A 17,502-nucleotide genomic window follows, 5' to 3' on the forward strand; every position below is an offset into this window, starting at 1 on the left:
CTTTTTGTTTGGAACTGCGCTTTATCGGGCGGCCGGCGCACCGCTGCGCCGCCGTTCAGGCTTCGGGCGCCTGCCGGGTCACCGCGTCACGCGCACCGAGTTGTTGCCCATCAGCACACGCACACGATCACCGGGGACGAATTGCTGATCCGAATCCTGGACCACCGATATCAGTTGTCCCGAATCCAGACGCACGACGATTTCAAGGCCTTGCCGCTGCGTGACGCGCTGCTCCACGGCATTGCCCGCCGCGCCGCCCAGCACGGCGCCGCCGATGCCCGCTGCAACAGCGCCGGTGCCGCGCCCGATGTTGCTGCCTGCCGCGATGCCGCCAAGCGCGCCGCCGGTGATCGCGCCGATGCCCGTTGGGCCCGGCTGGATCGTGACGGGCCGAACCGATTCGACCGCACCGAGTTCGACCACGAACACCTGCTGCGCCTGGGCTGGCGTGAAGACAGAGCCAGAAGTCGGCGCCTCACAGCCGGAAAGCGCGAGCGAAGCAACTGCGGAGCCAAGAAGTGTTGCTGCGAGATATCGCATGAGATTCCCCCTAATGCGGCGCATTGCGGATTCGCTAATTCATTCGACCTGTTTGCTAACGATTACACATAGGGTCATTAGCGAACATTCAACCAATACGTTCCCGGTAATTCTCCTTTTGCTTTCCATCCTCCGGACACCTGACGAACATTATGGAATACGATTCGCACATGATGTATTCAACGTGACATTCGTTCGAGAATAGTTCATCGATTCAATGTGGCGCGCATTTTTTATCCGCGATTTCCCGCGCTTGCATTACGACCGGTCAAAGATCAGAAAAAGGCTCGAACATGAAATCGACGGATGACCAGAAATTGTCGCTGCCGGTCCTGACGGCCATGGTCGTGGGCTCCATGGTCGGCGCCGGCATCTATTCGCTGCCGCGCAACTTCGCGCTCGAAGCGGGCCCAATGGCCGCCGTCATCTCATGGTGCATTGCGGGAGGCGGCATGTATATGCTGGCCCGCGTCTTCCAGCTTCTCGCCGAAATCCGGCCCGACCTCGACTCCGGCATCTTTGCTTATGCACGTGACGGCTTCGGCGGCTACGCCGGCTTTCTCTCCGCGTTCGGCTACTGGATGGCAGGTTGCTTCGGCAATGTCTCTTATTGGGTGCTGATCAAATCCACGCTCGGCGCATTCGTGCCGGCGTTTGGAAACGGCAATACACCGATTGCCATTGCCGTTTCGTCGGTCGGCATATGGGCATTTCACTGGATGCTGTTGCGCGGCATTCAGCAGGCCACGCTCATCAATGCGATTCTTACTGTCGTCAAGATTCTGCCCATTTTCGTTTTTATCGGCATTTTGAGCGTCTATGCGAGTGCGGAGCCGTTCACGGACAATCTCGCGGAAAGCGCTCGAGGGCTTGCCCCGCAGGTCAAAGGGACCATGCTCGTGACGGTATTCGTGTTTCTCGGCATCGAAGGCGCAAGCGTCTATTCGCGCTACGCGAAGAAGCGCTCGGACGTGGGCGCGGCAACGGTACTCGGCTTCGCCTTCGTGCTGTTGCTGCTCGTGCTCGTGACGCTGCTGCCCTATGCGCATCTCCCGCGCGTGGATATCGCCGTCATGCGGCAACCTTCGATGGCGTCGGTGCTTGGCGCCGTAATCGGCTCGCCGGGCGTGGTGTTCATCGGCGGTGCGCTCATCGTCTCCGTTCTCGGCGCCTACCTCGCGTGGTCGCTGATCTGCGCGGAAGTGCTGTATGCGAGCGCGAAAGCGGACGCCATGCCAGCCATCTTCGCGCGCCGCAACGCCCGGCAGCTTCCCACCGCCGCGATCTGGCTCACGAGCGGCGTGGTACAGGCCTTCGTCATCAGCACCTACTGGTCCACCGACGCCTTCTCGCTCATGCTGCGCCTCACGAGTGCGATGGCACTCATCCCCTACTTCTTCGTGGCGACCTTCGGGCTCAAGGCCATCCGCGCACTGCCGCAAGCGGCCATGAGCGCGCGAACGCGCACACTGCGCTATGCCACAGCGGGCATCGCCACGATTTATACACTGTTCCTGCTTTACGCTTGCGGGCTGGAACTGCTCGTCATGTCCGCACTGCTCTATGGACCCGGCAGCCTGCTGTACATGTGGGCGCGTCGCGAGCGTGGCGAGGCGCTATTTTCGCGGCCCGAGTGGTGCGCGTTTCTCGTGGTGATGGGCGGCGGACTCGCCGCGATCGTTGGGCTGAGCACCCCGGCGTGGCGTTAGCCGCGCGCCACGGCGCCTGCCCGCATCCATCGGCCTCGTGACTGCGTTTCGCCTCACCGCTGCCATCCAAACGTTCCAAAGTTCGACAGCGAGGAACCATGCCTATCAGCTACGCGCTCCGCAAGGCGCGGCTCGCAGCGGTCGAGCAGCGCACGATGAAGGTTTCCATTTACGTCGTGTGCCTCGGTTTCGCGGCCAACGTCGGCTATGGCTTCTTCGTGCAATCCGATACGCTGCTGCTCACCGCCATTTTCTATCTGCTCAATCTCGCGAGTTCCGCGCTTGGATTGCTCGTGGCCACCGTGGTGAGCCGGCCCGCGACGACTCGCTTCGAATACGGGTATTGGTTCCTCGAGCCGCTCGTGAACGGCATAAACGGGCTCATGATGCTGCTCGTTTGCGTATATGGCTTCGTGAACGGGATTGAGGGGATACGTTCGGGCGGCCACGTGGTGAATGCGCAAGGCGTCATGCTGATCAGCGCCGCGAGTTGCGTGATCAGCTTTGCCATGGTGGTCTATAAAAAGCGCGCGGCCGCGCAGATCAATTCCAAGCTGCTCAAAACCGACGGCTGGAAATGGATCATGAAATTCTCGTTCAGCGCAGCCACACTGCTCGGCTTTTTCGTGTATTCGATATTGCCCGAAAGCTTTCACTATCTATGGGCGCGCTATGTCGACAGTGCAATGACCGCGGGGCTCTCACTGATTTTTTTCTTTGCGCCAGTGAAGATCGTGAGCACGAGCTTTGCTGAATTGCTGCACATGAGCCCCGAAGAGAACAATCCGCGTTCGGAGATCGAGATGGCGCTTTCGAAGCTCGAACGCGAACTTGGCATTCTGCGCCATCACACACACGTCATCCAGGCGGGCCGGCGTAATTTTGTCGAAGTCAGCGTGCTCGTCGGTGCAACGTCCACGCTAAGCGATCTCGCCTCGCAGGACGAATTGCGCGAACGCATCTGGGAAACGCTCAGCGCGAATCCGCTGGAAAGCCGGCTCATTGTGCAGATTACCGCGGACCCGCGCTGGGAAGACGGACGCCAGCCTGGATAACGCGCGCCTCACCTGAGCGCGCTCGAAGAAGGCGAGTATTCCAGCGGCGTGTCCGGCTCCATCCTGGCGGCCATCGGAAACTTTGTCATCCGAACACGTCAGCGCGGCGACTGGGAATGGTCGATCGCTCCCGGCTGCGGTGGAACCGGGCCGACTGCAAAGCGCGGTGCCGCGTTCGCCACCAGAATCAGGGCGGCACCGGCCAGGCCGCTCGATACGTGCTTCAGCGCATGCCCCGCGATCACATGGCGAGTGAGCTCCCACACCTGCCAGTCAAGGCTCTCAAAGATCTTGGCCAGCCCGTAGAAAACGATCACCATCGTCCAGCCGAATACGCTGTCCACCTTGCGCGTAAGCGTCAAGCCGACGATGAACATGAGCCCGCCGAACTGCAGGATCGCGTACGGCCACAGGCTGTTGAGTGCGAGCCAGTACTCGATCGTGCCTAGCGATACCGCAACCAGGATTAGCAACGGCACCCAGCCTACGCGCTGCCCGGTGTTCGACGTCCAGACCATCGCCAGTATGCCGGCGAAGACGATTGTCATCGGCAGGCGATCCCAGACGAGCGTCGCGTCGGAAGGTGCCCAGTGATAGTAGGCCGACCCGATTGCGGTCAGCACGAGCCCGAATCCGGCGACTACCATGCCGGGGAATTTTGGCGGCTGCCGCGACGCATTGCGCTTCGCCCAACTGAGGCAGGCGATCCCTGCCGCCAGGATGACGAGATTCGACAGCACGTCCGCGGCATGCGGTATCAAACCCAGCGCGCGTTGGTCGGCGAAGTGGTGATACGACGCCGCCTGCGCCAGCGGCCATACCAGCTGCAACACCGTACCCACCACGAAGAGCATGATGCTGCCGAGCAGCAATCGGGTCATGTTCACGGTGCTCGTCTCCGGGTATGACGCAACACTCAACAGGTGCCGGTGCTCCACGAGTACGTCTGACCAGCCGGTGGCCACGGCGGCCCCATGCGAGCTTGCGCACCCTGCCCGTATCATCGGACAAACCGGGCTCAGTAACAAGGTCGGCCGACCCGGTGTCTGGATGCTGTCGATTCTTCCAGTCGAGTTGCTGTTGCAGGCGTCGGCTTACGGCTCGACGTAATCATCTCCGGCCTGCTCCAGTTCCCTCAACGCTTCTGCGGGATCCTCCGGCTTCCCGGCAGCGGTCTCATGAGTGCGCCTCGGTGAATCGACAATTGGCGGAGGCATCTTGCCGATGCCCTCGTCGACGCGTTGCAGGAGATACGGGAAGAACGGATTCGATGCAATCCGGAACATCGAGTCGAGCGTCAGAATCAACGTGCCGCGTTCTCCGCGCGGCGCGAGCGTACCAAGGTTGACATTGAAGTTCTCGTCGTCGCCCGGCTCGATGCCGTAGAGTGCGTCCGTCACGGGAAATGGAATCGCGACATGCGATAAGGAAAAAATATCCGGAGGATAGTCAATTTCCAAAGGGCGAACGTGAGTTGCCACACTGCCGGCATCGACACTGCGTTCGACCGTATGAGCCGAATCCTGGGAGGCGTTGGCAATGACCGTGGTGCGATAGTTCTGCGGCCCGATGCGCAGCAGCCGTGTGAGCGCCGAATAGGACGCGACGCGCAGGAAGGTTCTGAAACTCACGCTGCGGTTCACATCGAACAACACGATTTCGCTGCCGTTTGCGGGAAGCTTGTCATACAACGACGACATGACAGCAGGGGTGCTGACCGTGAAATCGGTCACCGACTGGAACGTCAGCACGGGAGGGAGCGAATTCAACCGATTCTCACGCTCGAGCCTCGCCATCTGCTCCTGGATCGCGCGGGTAAGCAACCAGGACTGACGCGCTGCGTTCACCGGGAACGAGTTGAATTTGAAGGGGTTGAATTCCGGCACGATGCCAAGCCAGGCGGCCCGCGCGAACGCGGGCAACATCGCGGGTAGTCCCACGAGGCCCGCAAACCGCGCGTAACGCGTGACTCCGATCATCGGCGAAATGAGCACGAGCCGGGTGGGACGCGTGAGCGCGGGGTTCTCGATGGCGTCCATTGCATATTGCAGGGCAAGCGCGCCGCCGTTCGAGAAGCCTATCAGTTCCAGCGGCTTGTCCGGGCCCACGCGCCGGCGCGCTTCGCGAACCGCGAGGCGCGTTGCTGCGGCCCATTCTTGCCATGTGACATTGGTCAGTCCCGCAGGCACGGTACCGTGTCCAGGCAAACGGATGGCGATCGCGACAAAGCCCCGGTCACGATAGTTGCGCGCGATGTGCCGCAAACTGTAGGGCGAGTCCGTCATGCCGTGCAGCAGCACGACCGCTCCCACCGGCGGTCCGGGAGGTTCCAGTATGTACGAGCGGTTCCAGTCCTGAGCGAAGTGCTCTGGATAGATCGGTGAGCCTTCGTAGTATCGGTTCGACGGGACACGCTCGGATGCGTCGATTTTTTCGACGACGTTGACGCGCACATCCTCGAAAAGCCGCGACTCCTCCCGCATGTACGCACTCCAGTCGCCGGCGTCTATTGCTTCGACGGTCATCTCCCGCGGCACGTAGGTGTGCCAGACCGATAGTTGCGGGCCGCGCAGCGAAGACCATGCCCGCAAACCCAATGCGAGTAACGCGAGCACGACCAGGATCGACACGCATATTTTTATTACCTTCAGCGACGTGCGTAGCATGGGTTTTCTCTTGGAAGCAACTTCAAAACACAGAGTGACCTTGACCTTCTTCTGCTGCGTATCAATTCGACCGGATGCTTCGTGATGCGCAGCCTGGCCCTATGTCTTTAAGGCCTGTGTCACCTGCCCTGTGAGGCATTGCCCTTTCGGTCGGCGCTCAGGGACACGGGCGTACGCGAATCGGCGATATCCACCCAGCCGCCGCCCATGGCCTGATACACGCTGATCACCTGGTTATAGCGCGAGGCCTGCAAGTTGGCGAGCGCAAGCTCGGCGGAGAACAGGTCGTTTTCGGATATCAGCACTTCGAGATAGCCGATCAACCCGTCTTCGAACTTGAGCCGCGAGAACCTCGCATATTCGCGCAAAGCATCGACGCGCTGCTGCTGAAGCGCGGTCTGCTCGATGGTCATTTGTGAGCTGACGAGCGCATTATTGGTGTCGTTGAACGCGCCCAGCACCGTCTGCCTGTAGACCAGTTCGGCCTGGCGCTTTTGTGCCTCGGCTGACTGCACCTGGCCACCAATCGCACCCGACGTGAAGATCGGCCCGGTGAGTCCTGCTGCGACCGACCAGAGCGAGGCGGGCCCGGAAAGGAAGTCGCCGAACGCGGTACTGACCGAACCCAGCGCCCCCGTCAGCGAGAGGGTGGGATAGTAAAGCGCACGCGTGGCGCCGACATTCGCATTGGCCGCGACCAGATTCTGTTCGGCCTGCAAAATATCGGGCCGCCGCTCGAGCAATGTCGAAGGCAGATCCGCCGGAATGACAGGAAGCACCAGCTCGCTCACCGACTTGCCTCGCGCAATGGGCCCGGGATTACGTCCCAGCAGAATAGAAATGCCGTTTTCCACGATGGCGATCTGCTGTTTGATGGCCGGTATCGCGGATTGAGCCAGCTTGTACTGCGAGCGCACCTGGGACAGCTCCGTCTGGGAAACCAGGCCGTCGCGATAGCGCAACTCGAATATGCGTAATGTTTCGCCGAAGTTACTCGCCGTGGCCCGTGCGACTTCGAGTTGCCGGTCGAGCCCGCGCAGCGTGATGTAGCTGGTCGCCACGCCTGTCACCAGCGAAAGCACGACGCCCCGCTGGGCCTGTTCGCTGGCATAGACCTGCGCCTGCGCGGCTTCGGTCAGGCGTCTTACCCGGCCGAACAGGTCGATTTGCCAGGAAGCGGATAGCATGCCCTGATAAAGATTGAATACGGGATCGAGCAAGGGGGACAGCGGTGGCATCCCGACCTCGCTGGTCCGGTTGCGGCTCACGTTGGCGCCATAGCCGATCTGCGGGAGACCCTGCGAGCGTGCAGCGCGCAACAAGCCGATGAACTGGTCGATACGCGCCGCTGCGATACGCACGTCCAGATTGCCCTGCAGTGCGGTTTGAATCAGGTCGTTCAACACCGGATCGTCGAATTGATCCCACCACGCCGTGTCCACGACTTCTTCAGCCGCGGGCAAATCGACCCGCCACGTTGCGGGCACCGCCACCTCGGGGCGACTGTAATCGGGCCCCACGCTAATGCAGCCGGCCAGGTAACTGGTAGCGGCGGCAAATATCGCAGCACGCGTCAGCGTTCTCATGACGTACTCCAGGTTCTGCTGCGACCGCGTCCCGTATGCGCAGGCGGTGCGGTCGGTTGCGCCACACACATCATGCCGCCACCGCGAGCAGGCCGCCGAGCAGCAGCGCCGCGAGCAACAGCGTCAGACAGGAGACGGCCCATCCGCGTACGAACGCATCCGTACACACAGCAATTCGTGCGGCCCCCGTGCTGCCGCGTTGCAGTCCGCGCAGGAAGCCAGAGATATCTCCCACAGGCACGGACGGCACCGTCTTGCCCCATCGGTTCCAGCCAATCGCGAGCGCCGCGCCAACGAGTACCGGCCAGAGTGTCGACCACAGCGCCGCGGGCGCCAGGGCCTCGGGTAGCGAGCCTGCCGGGATACGCAGATACACCACCCACGGAACGGCGAGCGAGACCACGACCATTGCCAGCCATGCCCCCCTGAACGGCCCCGGCGCGCGCGCGTGGGAATCGGTCGCGGCCACTGCACCCAGACAGCGCACGAAATGAAGCATCAGCAACGTGGTCGCGGCTGAAGACGCCGCAGCCAACGACCCGGCCAGATCGCCGCCCAGCAGGTCCTTGGCCGCGTACTTGGCCAGTGCGCCGCCCGTCAACGGCAATCCGCCCAGTCCAAGCGCGATGACCGCCGTGGGCAGCAGCACTCGTCGCAACGATCCGGCACCCGTCAATGCGACCACGCCCACGGCCAGAAACAAAGTGCCTTTGACGAGCAGATGGTGCGCGGCATAGTAAGCGGCTGCCACGACGGTAGCGGGGTCGCCTGCGGCGAACCCCATGCCGATCACGGCCATCAGGAAGCCCATCTGGCTGACGCTCGAGTACGCAAGCACGACTTTCGGCTGGGCCTGAGTGATACCGATCGCCACGCCGTAGAACGCGCCGACCATGCCCAGCGCCGCGAAAGGGATGCCAAAGTGCGGCCATGCGTCGTTGAAAGTAAATGGCAGAAAACGAACCAATGCGATCACGCTGGCCTTGACCACCGCGCCGCTGAGCACCGCCGCCGCCGGAACAGGCGCCGCGCGATAGGCGTGCGGCATCCAGACATGCAGCGGCACCATCCCGGCCTTCATGCCGAGGCCAACCAGGAGCAATAGCAGCGTGGCGTTGCGCCAGGGCGAGCCCGGCAACGCTGCAGCCGCATCGCAAATCAGCAGGCTGCCGCCAGGCGTGGCCTGTGCGAGCAGGACCAATCCTCCCAGCACGAAAGCTTCGGCCAGTAATGCAACGCCAAGATAAAGCGCGCCCGCGTATCGGGCTTCGGGCCCGTCGCCCTGGAGCACCAGCCCGCTGGCGCCGACACTCAACACCGCCAGCATCAGATAGAAGCCAATCAGGTCGGCCGTCAGGAACACGCCCACGCTGCCGGTCAAGGCCATGAGCCAGCAGGCGACGAACCCATCGATATCTTCGCGACCGCGTACATATCGTGCGGCATAGATTCCGGCGAAGAACCACAACAGCGCCGCCGTGCCGAGCAACACCGCGCCTGGCGTATCGAGCGCGAAACTGAGGGCGAACCGGCTGTGGCCGAGCATCAGGGTTTCGCTCTGATGGACGCCGACGGCCGCGGCCAGCGCGGGCAGCGCAGCGACCGCGAACCATGAAGGCAGGCGCCTGCGAACCGGCGCCGACGCACAGAGCAGCAGCATCAGCAATGGCAACCCGACGGCTGCGACGAGCAGAGCCTGGGAGACGTTCATGGCAGCCCCGCTGGCGGCATCACCGTGCGGCCAATCTGGGCCACGTCGACCGGCAGCAGCACGGCGAGGCCAAGCAGGAACGAACACGTTGCGAGGCCAAGCACGGCGAGCTGCTGGTAACGAGGCACCTGCTTTTGCGGCGACCAGCCGGGCGCAGCGGGCTCCATCGCGCGCACCACCACCATGAAAACGTAGACGCTCGTGAGCAGGCCGCCGACCAGCATCACCACCGCCCACCACCATTGCCCCGTCGCGAGTGCCGCCGACATCAGCAGCCACTTGGCCAGAAAGCCCCCGGAAGGCGGCAAGCCGATCAACGTGGCGCCGGCCAGCGCGAAAGCGGTCAGCGTCATGGGCAGGGCGCGCCCCGCGCCGCGCAGGTCGGCCAGACGGTCATGCCCCAGCGTGCTATAGATCAGACCGGCCGCGAGGAACATGGCCGCTTTTGCGCTCGCGTGCGATACGGCCTGCAACAGGCCACCCGTGACGGCTCGAGCACTTTCGTGCTGCACGGCAAGCGGGAACAGCAGGAACAGATAGCCGATCTGCGCGACCGTCGAGTAAGCGATCAGGAGCTTCAGCCGCATCTGGCGCAGCGCCACCACATTGCCGAAGAGGATCGCGAGCGCCCCGAGGCCTGCGAGGAGTTGCGAGCAGGACCCGCTTGCGATGCCGGCGAAGACGTCGACCCACAACCGCACCACCACGAACCACGATCCCTTGATGACCAATGCCGACAGCAGCGCGCTCGCGGCGGCCGGTGCGCCCGCGTGCGCAGGCGGCAACCACAGATGCAGCGGGAACAGCGCGGTTTTGGCGAGCATGCCGGCCGTCATCAAGCCCAACGCGGCCCAGGCTAGCGGCTGCGCCCCGATCCTCGCGGCAAGCAGCGCAATGTCCAGCGTGCCATAGGCGCCATAGAGCAGAAAAACCCCCAGCAAATAAAGCATCGAGCCGATCAGCGCGTACAACAGATAACGCAACGCAGCCTGCAATGTTTCGGCGCGGCCATCGAGGGACACGAGAGGAACGCCCGCAAAAGTCAGCAGTTCGAGCGCGACGTAGAGCGTGAAAATGTCTGCGCTCACAAACACCAGATTGAGCGCTCCCCATACCGCCAGCAGCAACAGCCAGAACGCCAGCGGCGCGCGTGCCTCGTTCGTGCCGGACGGTGTGCCGAAGTCGCCATTGGCGTAAATCGCCACCGCCCCCACCACCACGGCAACCACCAGCATCATGCACACCGAGAGGCCGTCGGCGCGGAGCATGACGCCCAGCGGCGGCGCCCAGCCGCCCAGCAGATAGCGCAATGCGTCGCCCGAGACCAGCAGCCTCGCCGCAATCTCCAGCACGAGGCCGAAACCGAAGGCGATCGTCACCCAGGCCACGCGTTGCGCGTGGCGTCCTCCGAGCGCCAACCCCGCCAGCATCCCGGCAAAAGGCAACAACACGACGAGCGTCAGCAGCAGCCCGCCCGGCGTCGATTGCCCCGTGAGCGCCAGCGTCGTCACCTCGCCTCCGTATTGGCGCGGGCACCGCCCGACGCCGCATCACCGTCCGCCGACAGAGAATTCGAGCCCGTTTCCGCGAACCTGCGCAGCATGAGTCCGACTGCGAGCGCGGAAGCGGCGAACGACACGACAATCGCCGTGATCAATAGCGCCTGCGGCACCGGGTCGCCGGACATGCCGGCGCCAGCTCCCCGATGCGCGATCACGGCACAGGCCAGAAAGACGCCATTGCCCGTGAGGTTGAAGGCCAGCACCTTGCGCAAGGGCTGCGGGTTGACGATCAGGCCATAGAGGCCGAGACCCACGAGGGCAGCGGCGGTCAAGCCGAACAACTGCGAGACGTTCATGGGCTCACCTCCGGCCGCTGCGGTGGACCGACGAGCAGGAGGACCAGGGTCACGGCAAGCGAAGGCAGCAGCGCGGCTTCAATGATGATGATCCACAGCTTCGCCCAGCCATCGGGGTACGCGAGAAACGCTCCCGCCACGACGGCGCCGAGCAGGCCAAGCGCGATGAACACCGCCGGCCCGACGATAAGGACGGCGCGCAGCCAGCGCCGGCTGACCGGCGGCGCATCGCGCAAACCGGACATCATGACGAGCAGCCACATGGCCGCAATCACCGTGGCGCCCTGGAACTTGCCACCCGGATGATCGGCGCCGACCCAGAAAATGTAGATGCCGATCACGACGCCGATCGGCGGCAATACACGCGCGAGATACACCAGAATGTCGTTGGGACTCACCCCCTGCGCCAGTCCCGGCCTGCCGCCCCAGCAGCGGTCCGGCGCCAGCGACCAGACGCCGACCACGCCGAACAGCAACACGATGGCTTCCAGCAGCGTGTCGATCGCGCGGAATGACAGCAGGACGGCCGTGATCGGGTTGCCGACGCCAGTGGCCTGAATGTGTCGCGCCACCTCGGGCGCCAGGCTCGGCGCGGGGTCCGGCAAGCTCAACAGGCTCACGGCAATCACGACGGCGACCGCCGTGGCGGCCACGCCTGCCGCGACACGCATCGCGAGGCCCGGCGTTTCTGCCTGGGCCGCCGCTTCAGTGACCTCGAGCCGCGACGCCGCGCGGATCAGCAGCGCGCCGGTCAGGCCCGCACCGATGGCCGCTTCGGTCAACGCGACGTCGACAGCACGAAGCACTAGCCAGGCCAGCGTGAGCAGCAGGCCGTAAGGAATGAATCCGGCGACCGCGGCGAACGTATCGCGCACGACGACCGTCCAGAGCGCAAGCCCCAGCAACAGGATGCCGATACCGACGGAGATCGCGGCGATCATGCACGCTCCTCCTGCCGGCGCGCGGCGCGCGCGATGAGCTGCGACACATCGGACGACGTCAGCATCACCAGCAGCCAGACCACGATCAGCTTGAGGGCGATTACGATGTGACCCGTCTGTGGCAACAGCCCCAGCACCACCATGCCCAGGCCTAGATTGTCGGCCTTGGTCAACGCGTGCAGCCGCGTGTACGTGTCCGGGAACCGCAACAGCCCGACTGTGCCGGCCACGAAAAAGACAATGCCGGCCAGCATGGCAATGATCGTGAAAATATCGGCTGCGGCTTTCATTTCCGGTCCTCTTTCGCGATATCGCCTTCTGCCTGACGATCGGCCTTGACGAAGGCGACCGACGCGAACGCCGCAAGCACGGCGAGCGTCAACGCCACATCCACGACAGCCTCGACGCCGCTTGCCGTGCCGACCAGCAGCAACGCCGCGATCCCTCCCGTGCCGAACAGTTGCGCGGCCATCATGCGGTCGGCGCGCGTGGGCCCGCGCAGCACCGACAGCAGGCCCACGGCCACCATCAGCAGCACCAGCGCGCAAACGGCGATGAGCACGTCAGCCATGACGTTCACCGCTGACCAGCGCGCCCGCGAGGCGCCGTTCTTCGTCCGCCAGTTGTTCGTCGACCCGCTTCGAGGTGTCGAGGCAGTGGTAAACGAGCCCGTCCGCGGTCTCATCTACCGGCAGCGACCCCGGCAAGAGGCTCGTGATGATGGCGAATCCATTGCGCGCCGTTCCCGGCGGAAAACCGACACGATAGACCACGATACCGGGCCGCAAAGGCAGGCGCGGGTCCAACGCGCGGCGCGCCACGTCGATGCCCGCGAGCAGGGACTGCAAGAGGAAATGCGGAACGAAGACGAGTAAGGCGCCGAGCCGTACCCTTCCCGCGACGGGAGGCAGGAGCCGCAGGCTCATCTGCGTCGCGACGAGCGTCGCGATCAGGCCGCAGACGAGATCGGCCGGCTTGACGCTCGGCATCAGGATGATCCATAGCGCGAGAAAGCAAACCGCGCGTGTCAGCGCGACGCGCCAGTGCGAACGCCAGTCGAGCAGGAAAGCACGAAGCGTTGGTGAGCTCATGGAAGATACGCCTCCTCTATCGAAAAACCAGCGAGCGCGAAAACGGCGGGCGTCTGCCGGATGGCGTCAGGCCCCGGCGGCTCACGTCGCCCCGCTCGCCATCCCCGAAGACTGCGACGGCGGCCGGTCTTCCTTGCCAAACACCACCATGTACAGGGCCGGCAGGAACACGAGGGTCAGCAGCGTCGCCACCAGCAAGCCGCCCATGATCGCGAAGGCCATGGCGCCCCAGAACACCGTAGGCGCGATCGGGATCAGGCCAAGCACGGTCGAGATCGAGGTCAACATCATTGGCCGGATGCGCGATGTGCCCGAAGCGACAACGGCCTCGAGTACGCCCATGCCCTCGTGTCGAAAAGTCTCGATCTGCACGATCAGGATCAGGCCGTTCTTGGCGATCATGCCGATCAACGCAAGAATGCCCAGAATGGCGACGAAACCAAGCGGCCGGTTGAACACCAGCAGTGCGAGCACCACGCCGATCAGGCCCAATGGCATCACCGAGACCACCATGGCCAGGCGCTTGAAGCTCACCAGCAGCAGCATCATGCTCGTCAGCATCAGCACGATCATCACCGGGACCACGGCAAATACCGAGGCTTGCGAAGTCGCGCTTTCCTCGAAGATGCCGCCAGTCGCGACGTGGTAACCCTTGGGCAGCTTCGCGTTGAACGCATCGATTTTCGGCGCGAGCGTTGCGACGACTTCGTCGGGCAGCTCGCCATGCATCACGTCGGCTCGCACCGTGAGCGTCGGCACACGGTTTCGCCGCCATATCAGCGGCGACTCCTGTTCCTCCGTGAACGTCGCGAACTGACTGAGTGGAACCATGCGCCCGCTCGGCGTGGGCACCTGCAGCGTACTCAGTGACTGCACCGTCAGCGGCTGCTCTTCCTGCGCGCGCGCCACGACGTTGACGAGGTAGATGTCGTCGCGTATCTGCGTGAGTGGCGTGCCGGTAATGACGGTGTTCATGATGGCGGCCAGCGCGGCGGAACTCACGCCGAGCTGACGCGCTTCATCCTGGTTGATGTGGATGCGGATCTGCCGGGCCGGCTCCATCCAGTCGAAATTGATGTGGCGTGTTCGCTCGTCGGAACCCACGATACCGGCCAGATCGAGTGCGGCCCTGCGCACCTGCGCCGGGTCGGGCCCCGAGACGCGATACTGCAGCGGCCACCCCACCGGCGGTCCCAGTTCCAGCGGCGACACGCGGGCGACGATACCGGGGAACTGCTCGCTCAGCGTCTTCTCCAGTTTCAATTGCAGCCGGTCGCGCGCCTCGAGACTTTTCGCGACCACGATGACCTGTGCGAAAAACGGATTGGGCAGCTGAACATTGAGGGTAAGAATAAAGCGCACTGCGCCGCGGCCCACATAGCTGCTGAAGTGATCGACATCGGGATCGTTTTTCAGAATGGCTTCGAGTCGCGCGACCTGGTCCGCGGTCGCGTGGATGGACGCGTTCTGGCGCAAGGTCAGATCCACCGTCAGCTCCGGCCGGTCCGAGGCGGGAAAGAACTGCCGCGGCACGAACCGGACGAGGAAGATCGACACCACGAACGCCGCAAGCGTGACGGCAATCGTCAACCACCTGAGCCGCAGCGCGCCGCGCAGGAAGCGGTCATAGGCCATGAGCATCTTGCCGGGCTTGCGCGGCTCCTTTTCGGCCTTGGGCGCTTTCAGGATTGCCACACCGACGAGCGGCGAGAAAATCACCGCACCGAACCACGACGCGAGCAGCGCGATGGCGACTACCGCAAAAATAGAAAACGTATATTCGCCGGCCGAACTTTTTGCGAAGCCAATCGGCACGAAACTGGAAATCGACACGAGCGTGCCGATCAGCATTGGCGCGGCCAGCGTACGGTACGCGAACGTCGCCGCCTGATCCTTGCTGTCACCGGCGGCGAGGCGGTTGATCATGGCGTCGACGGTGGTCATGGCGTCGTCGACCAGCAAGGTCAGCGCGATGATCAGCGCGCCCAGCGAGACCCGGTGCAGGTCGATGTGCACGACGTCCATGATCCCGAAGACAATCGCCAGCGTCAGCGGGATAGACAATGCCACTACCGTCCCCGGCCGTATGCCCAGACTCACGAAGCTGCACACCAGGATGATGATGATCGCCTGCCAGAGCGACGCCATGAAGTCGTTGATCGCCACGTCGACGGTATCTGACTGATTGGCGACCAGGAACGGCTCGATGCCAGCGGGCAGGTTCGCGGTGGCGTCGGCCATCTCGGCCTTCAGGTTGCGACCGAGCGCCAGTATGTCGCCCGAATCGCGCATGGCGATCGCGAGGCCGATGGCCGGCCTGCCGTTGACGCGGAACATTGGCTGTGGAGGGTCGGCGAAACCGCGTCTCACGGTGGCGATGTCGCCGAGGCGAACGATGCGCCCTCCCAGCACGAGGTTGACATTCTCGATGTCGCGTTCGGAATCGAAGGCGCCCGTCACCCTGAAGAACACCCGCTCCTGCCCGGTTTGCAGGACGCCGGTCGGCCTGATGAGATTTTGCGCTCTCAATGCGGCGACGATGGTCGGGTAGTCCAGACGCAAGCCCGCCAGACGGGTGGTCGAGAATTCGATGTAAATCTGTTCGTCCTGAGCGCCCAGGACCTCGATCTTCGAGACGTCCGGCACCAGCAGCAGGCGCGAGCGAATCGCCTCGACGCGATCGCGCAACTCGCGCATGTTGTAGCCGTCGGCGGTGAAGCCGTAGATGATGCCGTAGGTGTCGCCGAAGTCGTCGTTGAAGAACGGCCCGAGCGTTCCCGCCGGGAGCGTTTGTCGCATATCGTCCACGTTTTTGCGAACCTGATACCAGACGTCCTGGACTTCGGAGGGTGGCGTGGACTGCAGAAGATCGACGAAGATTGTCGTCTGACCCGCTGTCGTATAGCTGCGTATGCGATCCAGGTGACGGGTCTCCTGCAACGTGCGTTCGAGCCGCTCGGTCACCTGCGAGAGCGTGTCGTCGACAGTGGCCCCCGGCCACGCAGCGGCCACCACCATGGTGCGGAATGTAAAGACCGGATCTTCGGCGCGCCCCAACCCCAAGAATGACAGGGTTCCCGCGACCAGCGCAGCGATCATGAGGAACACGACCAGGGGGCGCTTCGAAAGCGCCCACTCGGATAGATTCGGGCCAATCACCTGGCTGCCTCGGTCCAGTTAATTTTCTGTCCCGGCCGCAATGCCTGCACGCCGGCAGTCACGACCACGTCGCCCGTGTTGAGACCTTGCGACACCTCAACGCGGTCCTCGCCATACGCCTGAAGCTCGACCTCACGCGCCGAAACCGTCCCTGTCTTCGTATCGACCACCCAGACCGCCGGCTTCCCTCCTGGCTGGATCAGGGCGCTCGAAGGAATTTCGATGGCCGCCGCGCGCGGGAGCGTCATGTGGCCAATGACCGTACTGCCAAGGCGCATGGCTGCCGGCGGATTGAGGACTTGAACCCGGACCGCAAAGGTTCCGGTCACCGGATCGGCGCGGGGCGATACTTCGCGCACCTTACCAACGGCGGTGACCTCGGGGTTGCTGGCAAGCGCGATGACGATGTCGGGACTGGCCGGCGCGACGTCCTTGATCGCGGCGGGCACATCGAATACGGCATCCACCGCGCCCTCGCGAGCGATCTGCACGATCATGCGGCCAGCCGGAACCACCTCGCCCGGCTCCGCTCCGCGCGCCGTCACCACGCCGGCTACGTCGGAAACGAGGTCGGTATAGCTCAGCCGGTTCTGCGCGATGTTGACCAACGACTGCGCCGAATCGACTTGCGACTGGGTGATCTTTGCCATCGCTTCCGACTGCTCGAACGAAGCACGCGACACGGCATGCTCCGCAAGCAGATCGCGCATGCGGGTGAACATGGTGCGCGCTTCCAGGGCCTGTGCCTGCGCGGCGGCCAACTGTGCCCGAGCGGACTGCAGGCTGCTTTCCTCGTTCATCCGGTCAAGCCGCGCCAGTACCTGGCCCGCCTTGACACGGTCCCCGACATCGACGTTGCGGGACGTCATTCTTCCGTCGATACGGAACGATTGATTGATCTCGGCCTGCGCCTGCAATCTTCCGGTCAAGGCGATGGTCGCTCCGGCCTCCTGCTTTTCTATCCTGACGACGCGTACCGGGCGCACTTCCGTCACCTGCGCCTCTTCGCCCTTACGGCAGCCCGCCAGGAGTCCGCCCGCCGCCGTTAGACACAGCGCACACAGCGTCACGGCCAAAGGCCGCGACACCATTCGACCTGCAGCATGATTCGCAAACACTGGCGTATTCCTCTGGATCCCTGGACAGGTTGCCCGTGTCCACCGTGAAATGGCTTCGCGCCCTGTTG

The 17,502-nt window shown here is 63.7% G+C and carries 15 protein-coding genes; 2 read left to right on the forward strand and 13 right to left on the reverse strand.

Features of this window, described 5'->3' with window-relative positions:
* Positions 1 to 78: 78 nt before the first annotated feature.
* The gene (locus ACOJB8_RS26160; RefSeq protein WP_254315497.1) at positions 79 to 540 is read right to left on the reverse strand and encodes an outer membrane lipoprotein; all 462 of its coding nucleotides are present in this window, start codon (positions 538 to 540) and stop codon (positions 79 to 81) included.
* Positions 541 to 833: 293 nt separating this feature from the next.
* Here ACOJB8_RS26160 and ACOJB8_RS26165 point away from each other — a divergent pair, with 293 nt between their 5' ends.
* Complete coding sequence (locus tag ACOJB8_RS26165; protein ID WP_069267102.1) at positions 834 to 2,249, forward strand: basic amino acid/polyamine antiporter; 1,416 nt, start codon at positions 834 to 836, stop codon at positions 2,247 to 2,249.
* A gap of 98 nt (positions 2,250 to 2,347) precedes the next feature.
* A complete protein-coding gene (locus ACOJB8_RS26170; protein WP_342946258.1) occupies positions 2,348 to 3,304 on the forward strand; it encodes a cation diffusion facilitator family transporter in 957 nt (318 codons plus the stop codon).
* A gap of 98 nt (positions 3,305 to 3,402) precedes the next feature.
* Here the strand turns inward: ACOJB8_RS26170 and ACOJB8_RS26175 are convergent, their stop codons facing one another.
* The 12 genes from ACOJB8_RS26175 to ACOJB8_RS26230 form a co-directional block, all read right to left on the reverse strand.
* Positions 3,403 to 4,185 (reverse strand): hypothetical protein, encoded by a 783-nt coding sequence (locus ACOJB8_RS26175; protein ID WP_342946635.1) that lies wholly within the window; start codon positions 4,183 to 4,185, stop codon positions 3,403 to 3,405.
* A gap of 213 nt (positions 4,186 to 4,398) precedes the next feature.
* Positions 4,399 to 5,970: an alpha/beta hydrolase gene (locus tag ACOJB8_RS26180; protein ID WP_342946259.1), complete on the reverse strand. Its 1,572-nt coding sequence runs from the start codon at positions 5,968 to 5,970 to the stop codon at positions 4,399 to 4,401.
* Between the two features lie 119 nt (positions 5,971 to 6,089).
* Positions 6,090 to 7,556 carry an efflux transporter outer membrane subunit gene (locus tag ACOJB8_RS26185; protein ID WP_475015051.1) on the reverse strand — a complete coding sequence of 489 codons (1,467 nt, stop codon included), beginning with the start codon at positions 7,554 to 7,556 and terminating at the stop codon, positions 6,090 to 6,092.
* Between the two features lie 70 nt (positions 7,557 to 7,626).
* A complete protein-coding gene (locus ACOJB8_RS26190; protein WP_475015052.1) occupies positions 7,627 to 9,267 on the reverse strand; it encodes a proton-conducting transporter transmembrane domain-containing protein in 1,641 nt (546 codons plus the stop codon).
* Positions 9,264 to 10,778: a complex I subunit 5 family protein gene (locus ACOJB8_RS26195; RefSeq protein WP_475015054.1), complete on the reverse strand. Its 1,515-nt coding sequence runs from the start codon at positions 10,776 to 10,778 to the stop codon at positions 9,264 to 9,266. The genes ACOJB8_RS26190 and ACOJB8_RS26195 overlap by 4 nt, the downstream gene beginning before the upstream one ends.
* A complete protein-coding gene (locus ACOJB8_RS26200; RefSeq protein ID WP_133184712.1) occupies positions 10,775 to 11,125 on the reverse strand; it encodes an NADH-quinone oxidoreductase subunit K in 351 nt (116 codons plus the stop codon). Before ACOJB8_RS26200 ends, ACOJB8_RS26195 begins: the two co-directional genes overlap by 4 nt.
* Positions 11,122 to 12,066, reverse strand: coding sequence for a hydrogenase subunit MbhD domain-containing protein (locus ACOJB8_RS26205; RefSeq protein ID WP_406952403.1), 945 nt, complete (start codon positions 12,064 to 12,066; stop codon positions 11,122 to 11,124). The genes ACOJB8_RS26200 and ACOJB8_RS26205 overlap by 4 nt, the downstream gene beginning before the upstream one ends.
* On the reverse strand, positions 12,063 to 12,356 hold the full coding sequence (mnhG, locus tag ACOJB8_RS26210) for a monovalent cation/H(+) antiporter subunit G (RefSeq protein WP_069267110.1): 294 nt from the start codon (positions 12,354 to 12,356) through the stop codon (positions 12,063 to 12,065). The genes ACOJB8_RS26205 and mnhG overlap by 4 nt, the downstream gene beginning before the upstream one ends.
* Positions 12,353 to 12,637 carry an MrpF/PhaF family protein gene (locus ACOJB8_RS26215; RefSeq protein ID WP_069267111.1) on the reverse strand — a complete coding sequence of 95 codons (285 nt, stop codon included), beginning with the start codon at positions 12,635 to 12,637 and terminating at the stop codon, positions 12,353 to 12,355. Before ACOJB8_RS26215 ends, mnhG begins: the two co-directional genes overlap by 4 nt.
* Positions 12,630 to 13,157: a Na+/H+ antiporter subunit E gene (locus ACOJB8_RS26220; protein WP_069267112.1), complete on the reverse strand. Its 528-nt coding sequence runs from the start codon at positions 13,155 to 13,157 to the stop codon at positions 12,630 to 12,632. Before ACOJB8_RS26220 ends, ACOJB8_RS26215 begins: the two co-directional genes overlap by 8 nt.
* Positions 13,158 to 13,238: 81 nt before the next feature.
* Positions 13,239 to 16,316, reverse strand: a complete 3,078-nt coding sequence (locus ACOJB8_RS26225) for an efflux RND transporter permease subunit (protein WP_475015058.1) — start codon at positions 16,314 to 16,316, stop codon at positions 13,239 to 13,241.
* Positions 16,313 to 17,386 (reverse strand): efflux RND transporter periplasmic adaptor subunit, encoded by a 1,074-nt coding sequence (locus tag ACOJB8_RS26230; protein WP_342946636.1) that lies wholly within the window; start codon positions 17,384 to 17,386, stop codon positions 16,313 to 16,315. The genes ACOJB8_RS26225 and ACOJB8_RS26230 overlap by 4 nt, the downstream gene beginning before the upstream one ends.
* Positions 17,387 to 17,502: the final 116 nt, after the last annotated feature.

The sequence above is a fragment of the Paraburkholderia sp. BR10141 genome (assembly GCF_056155635.1).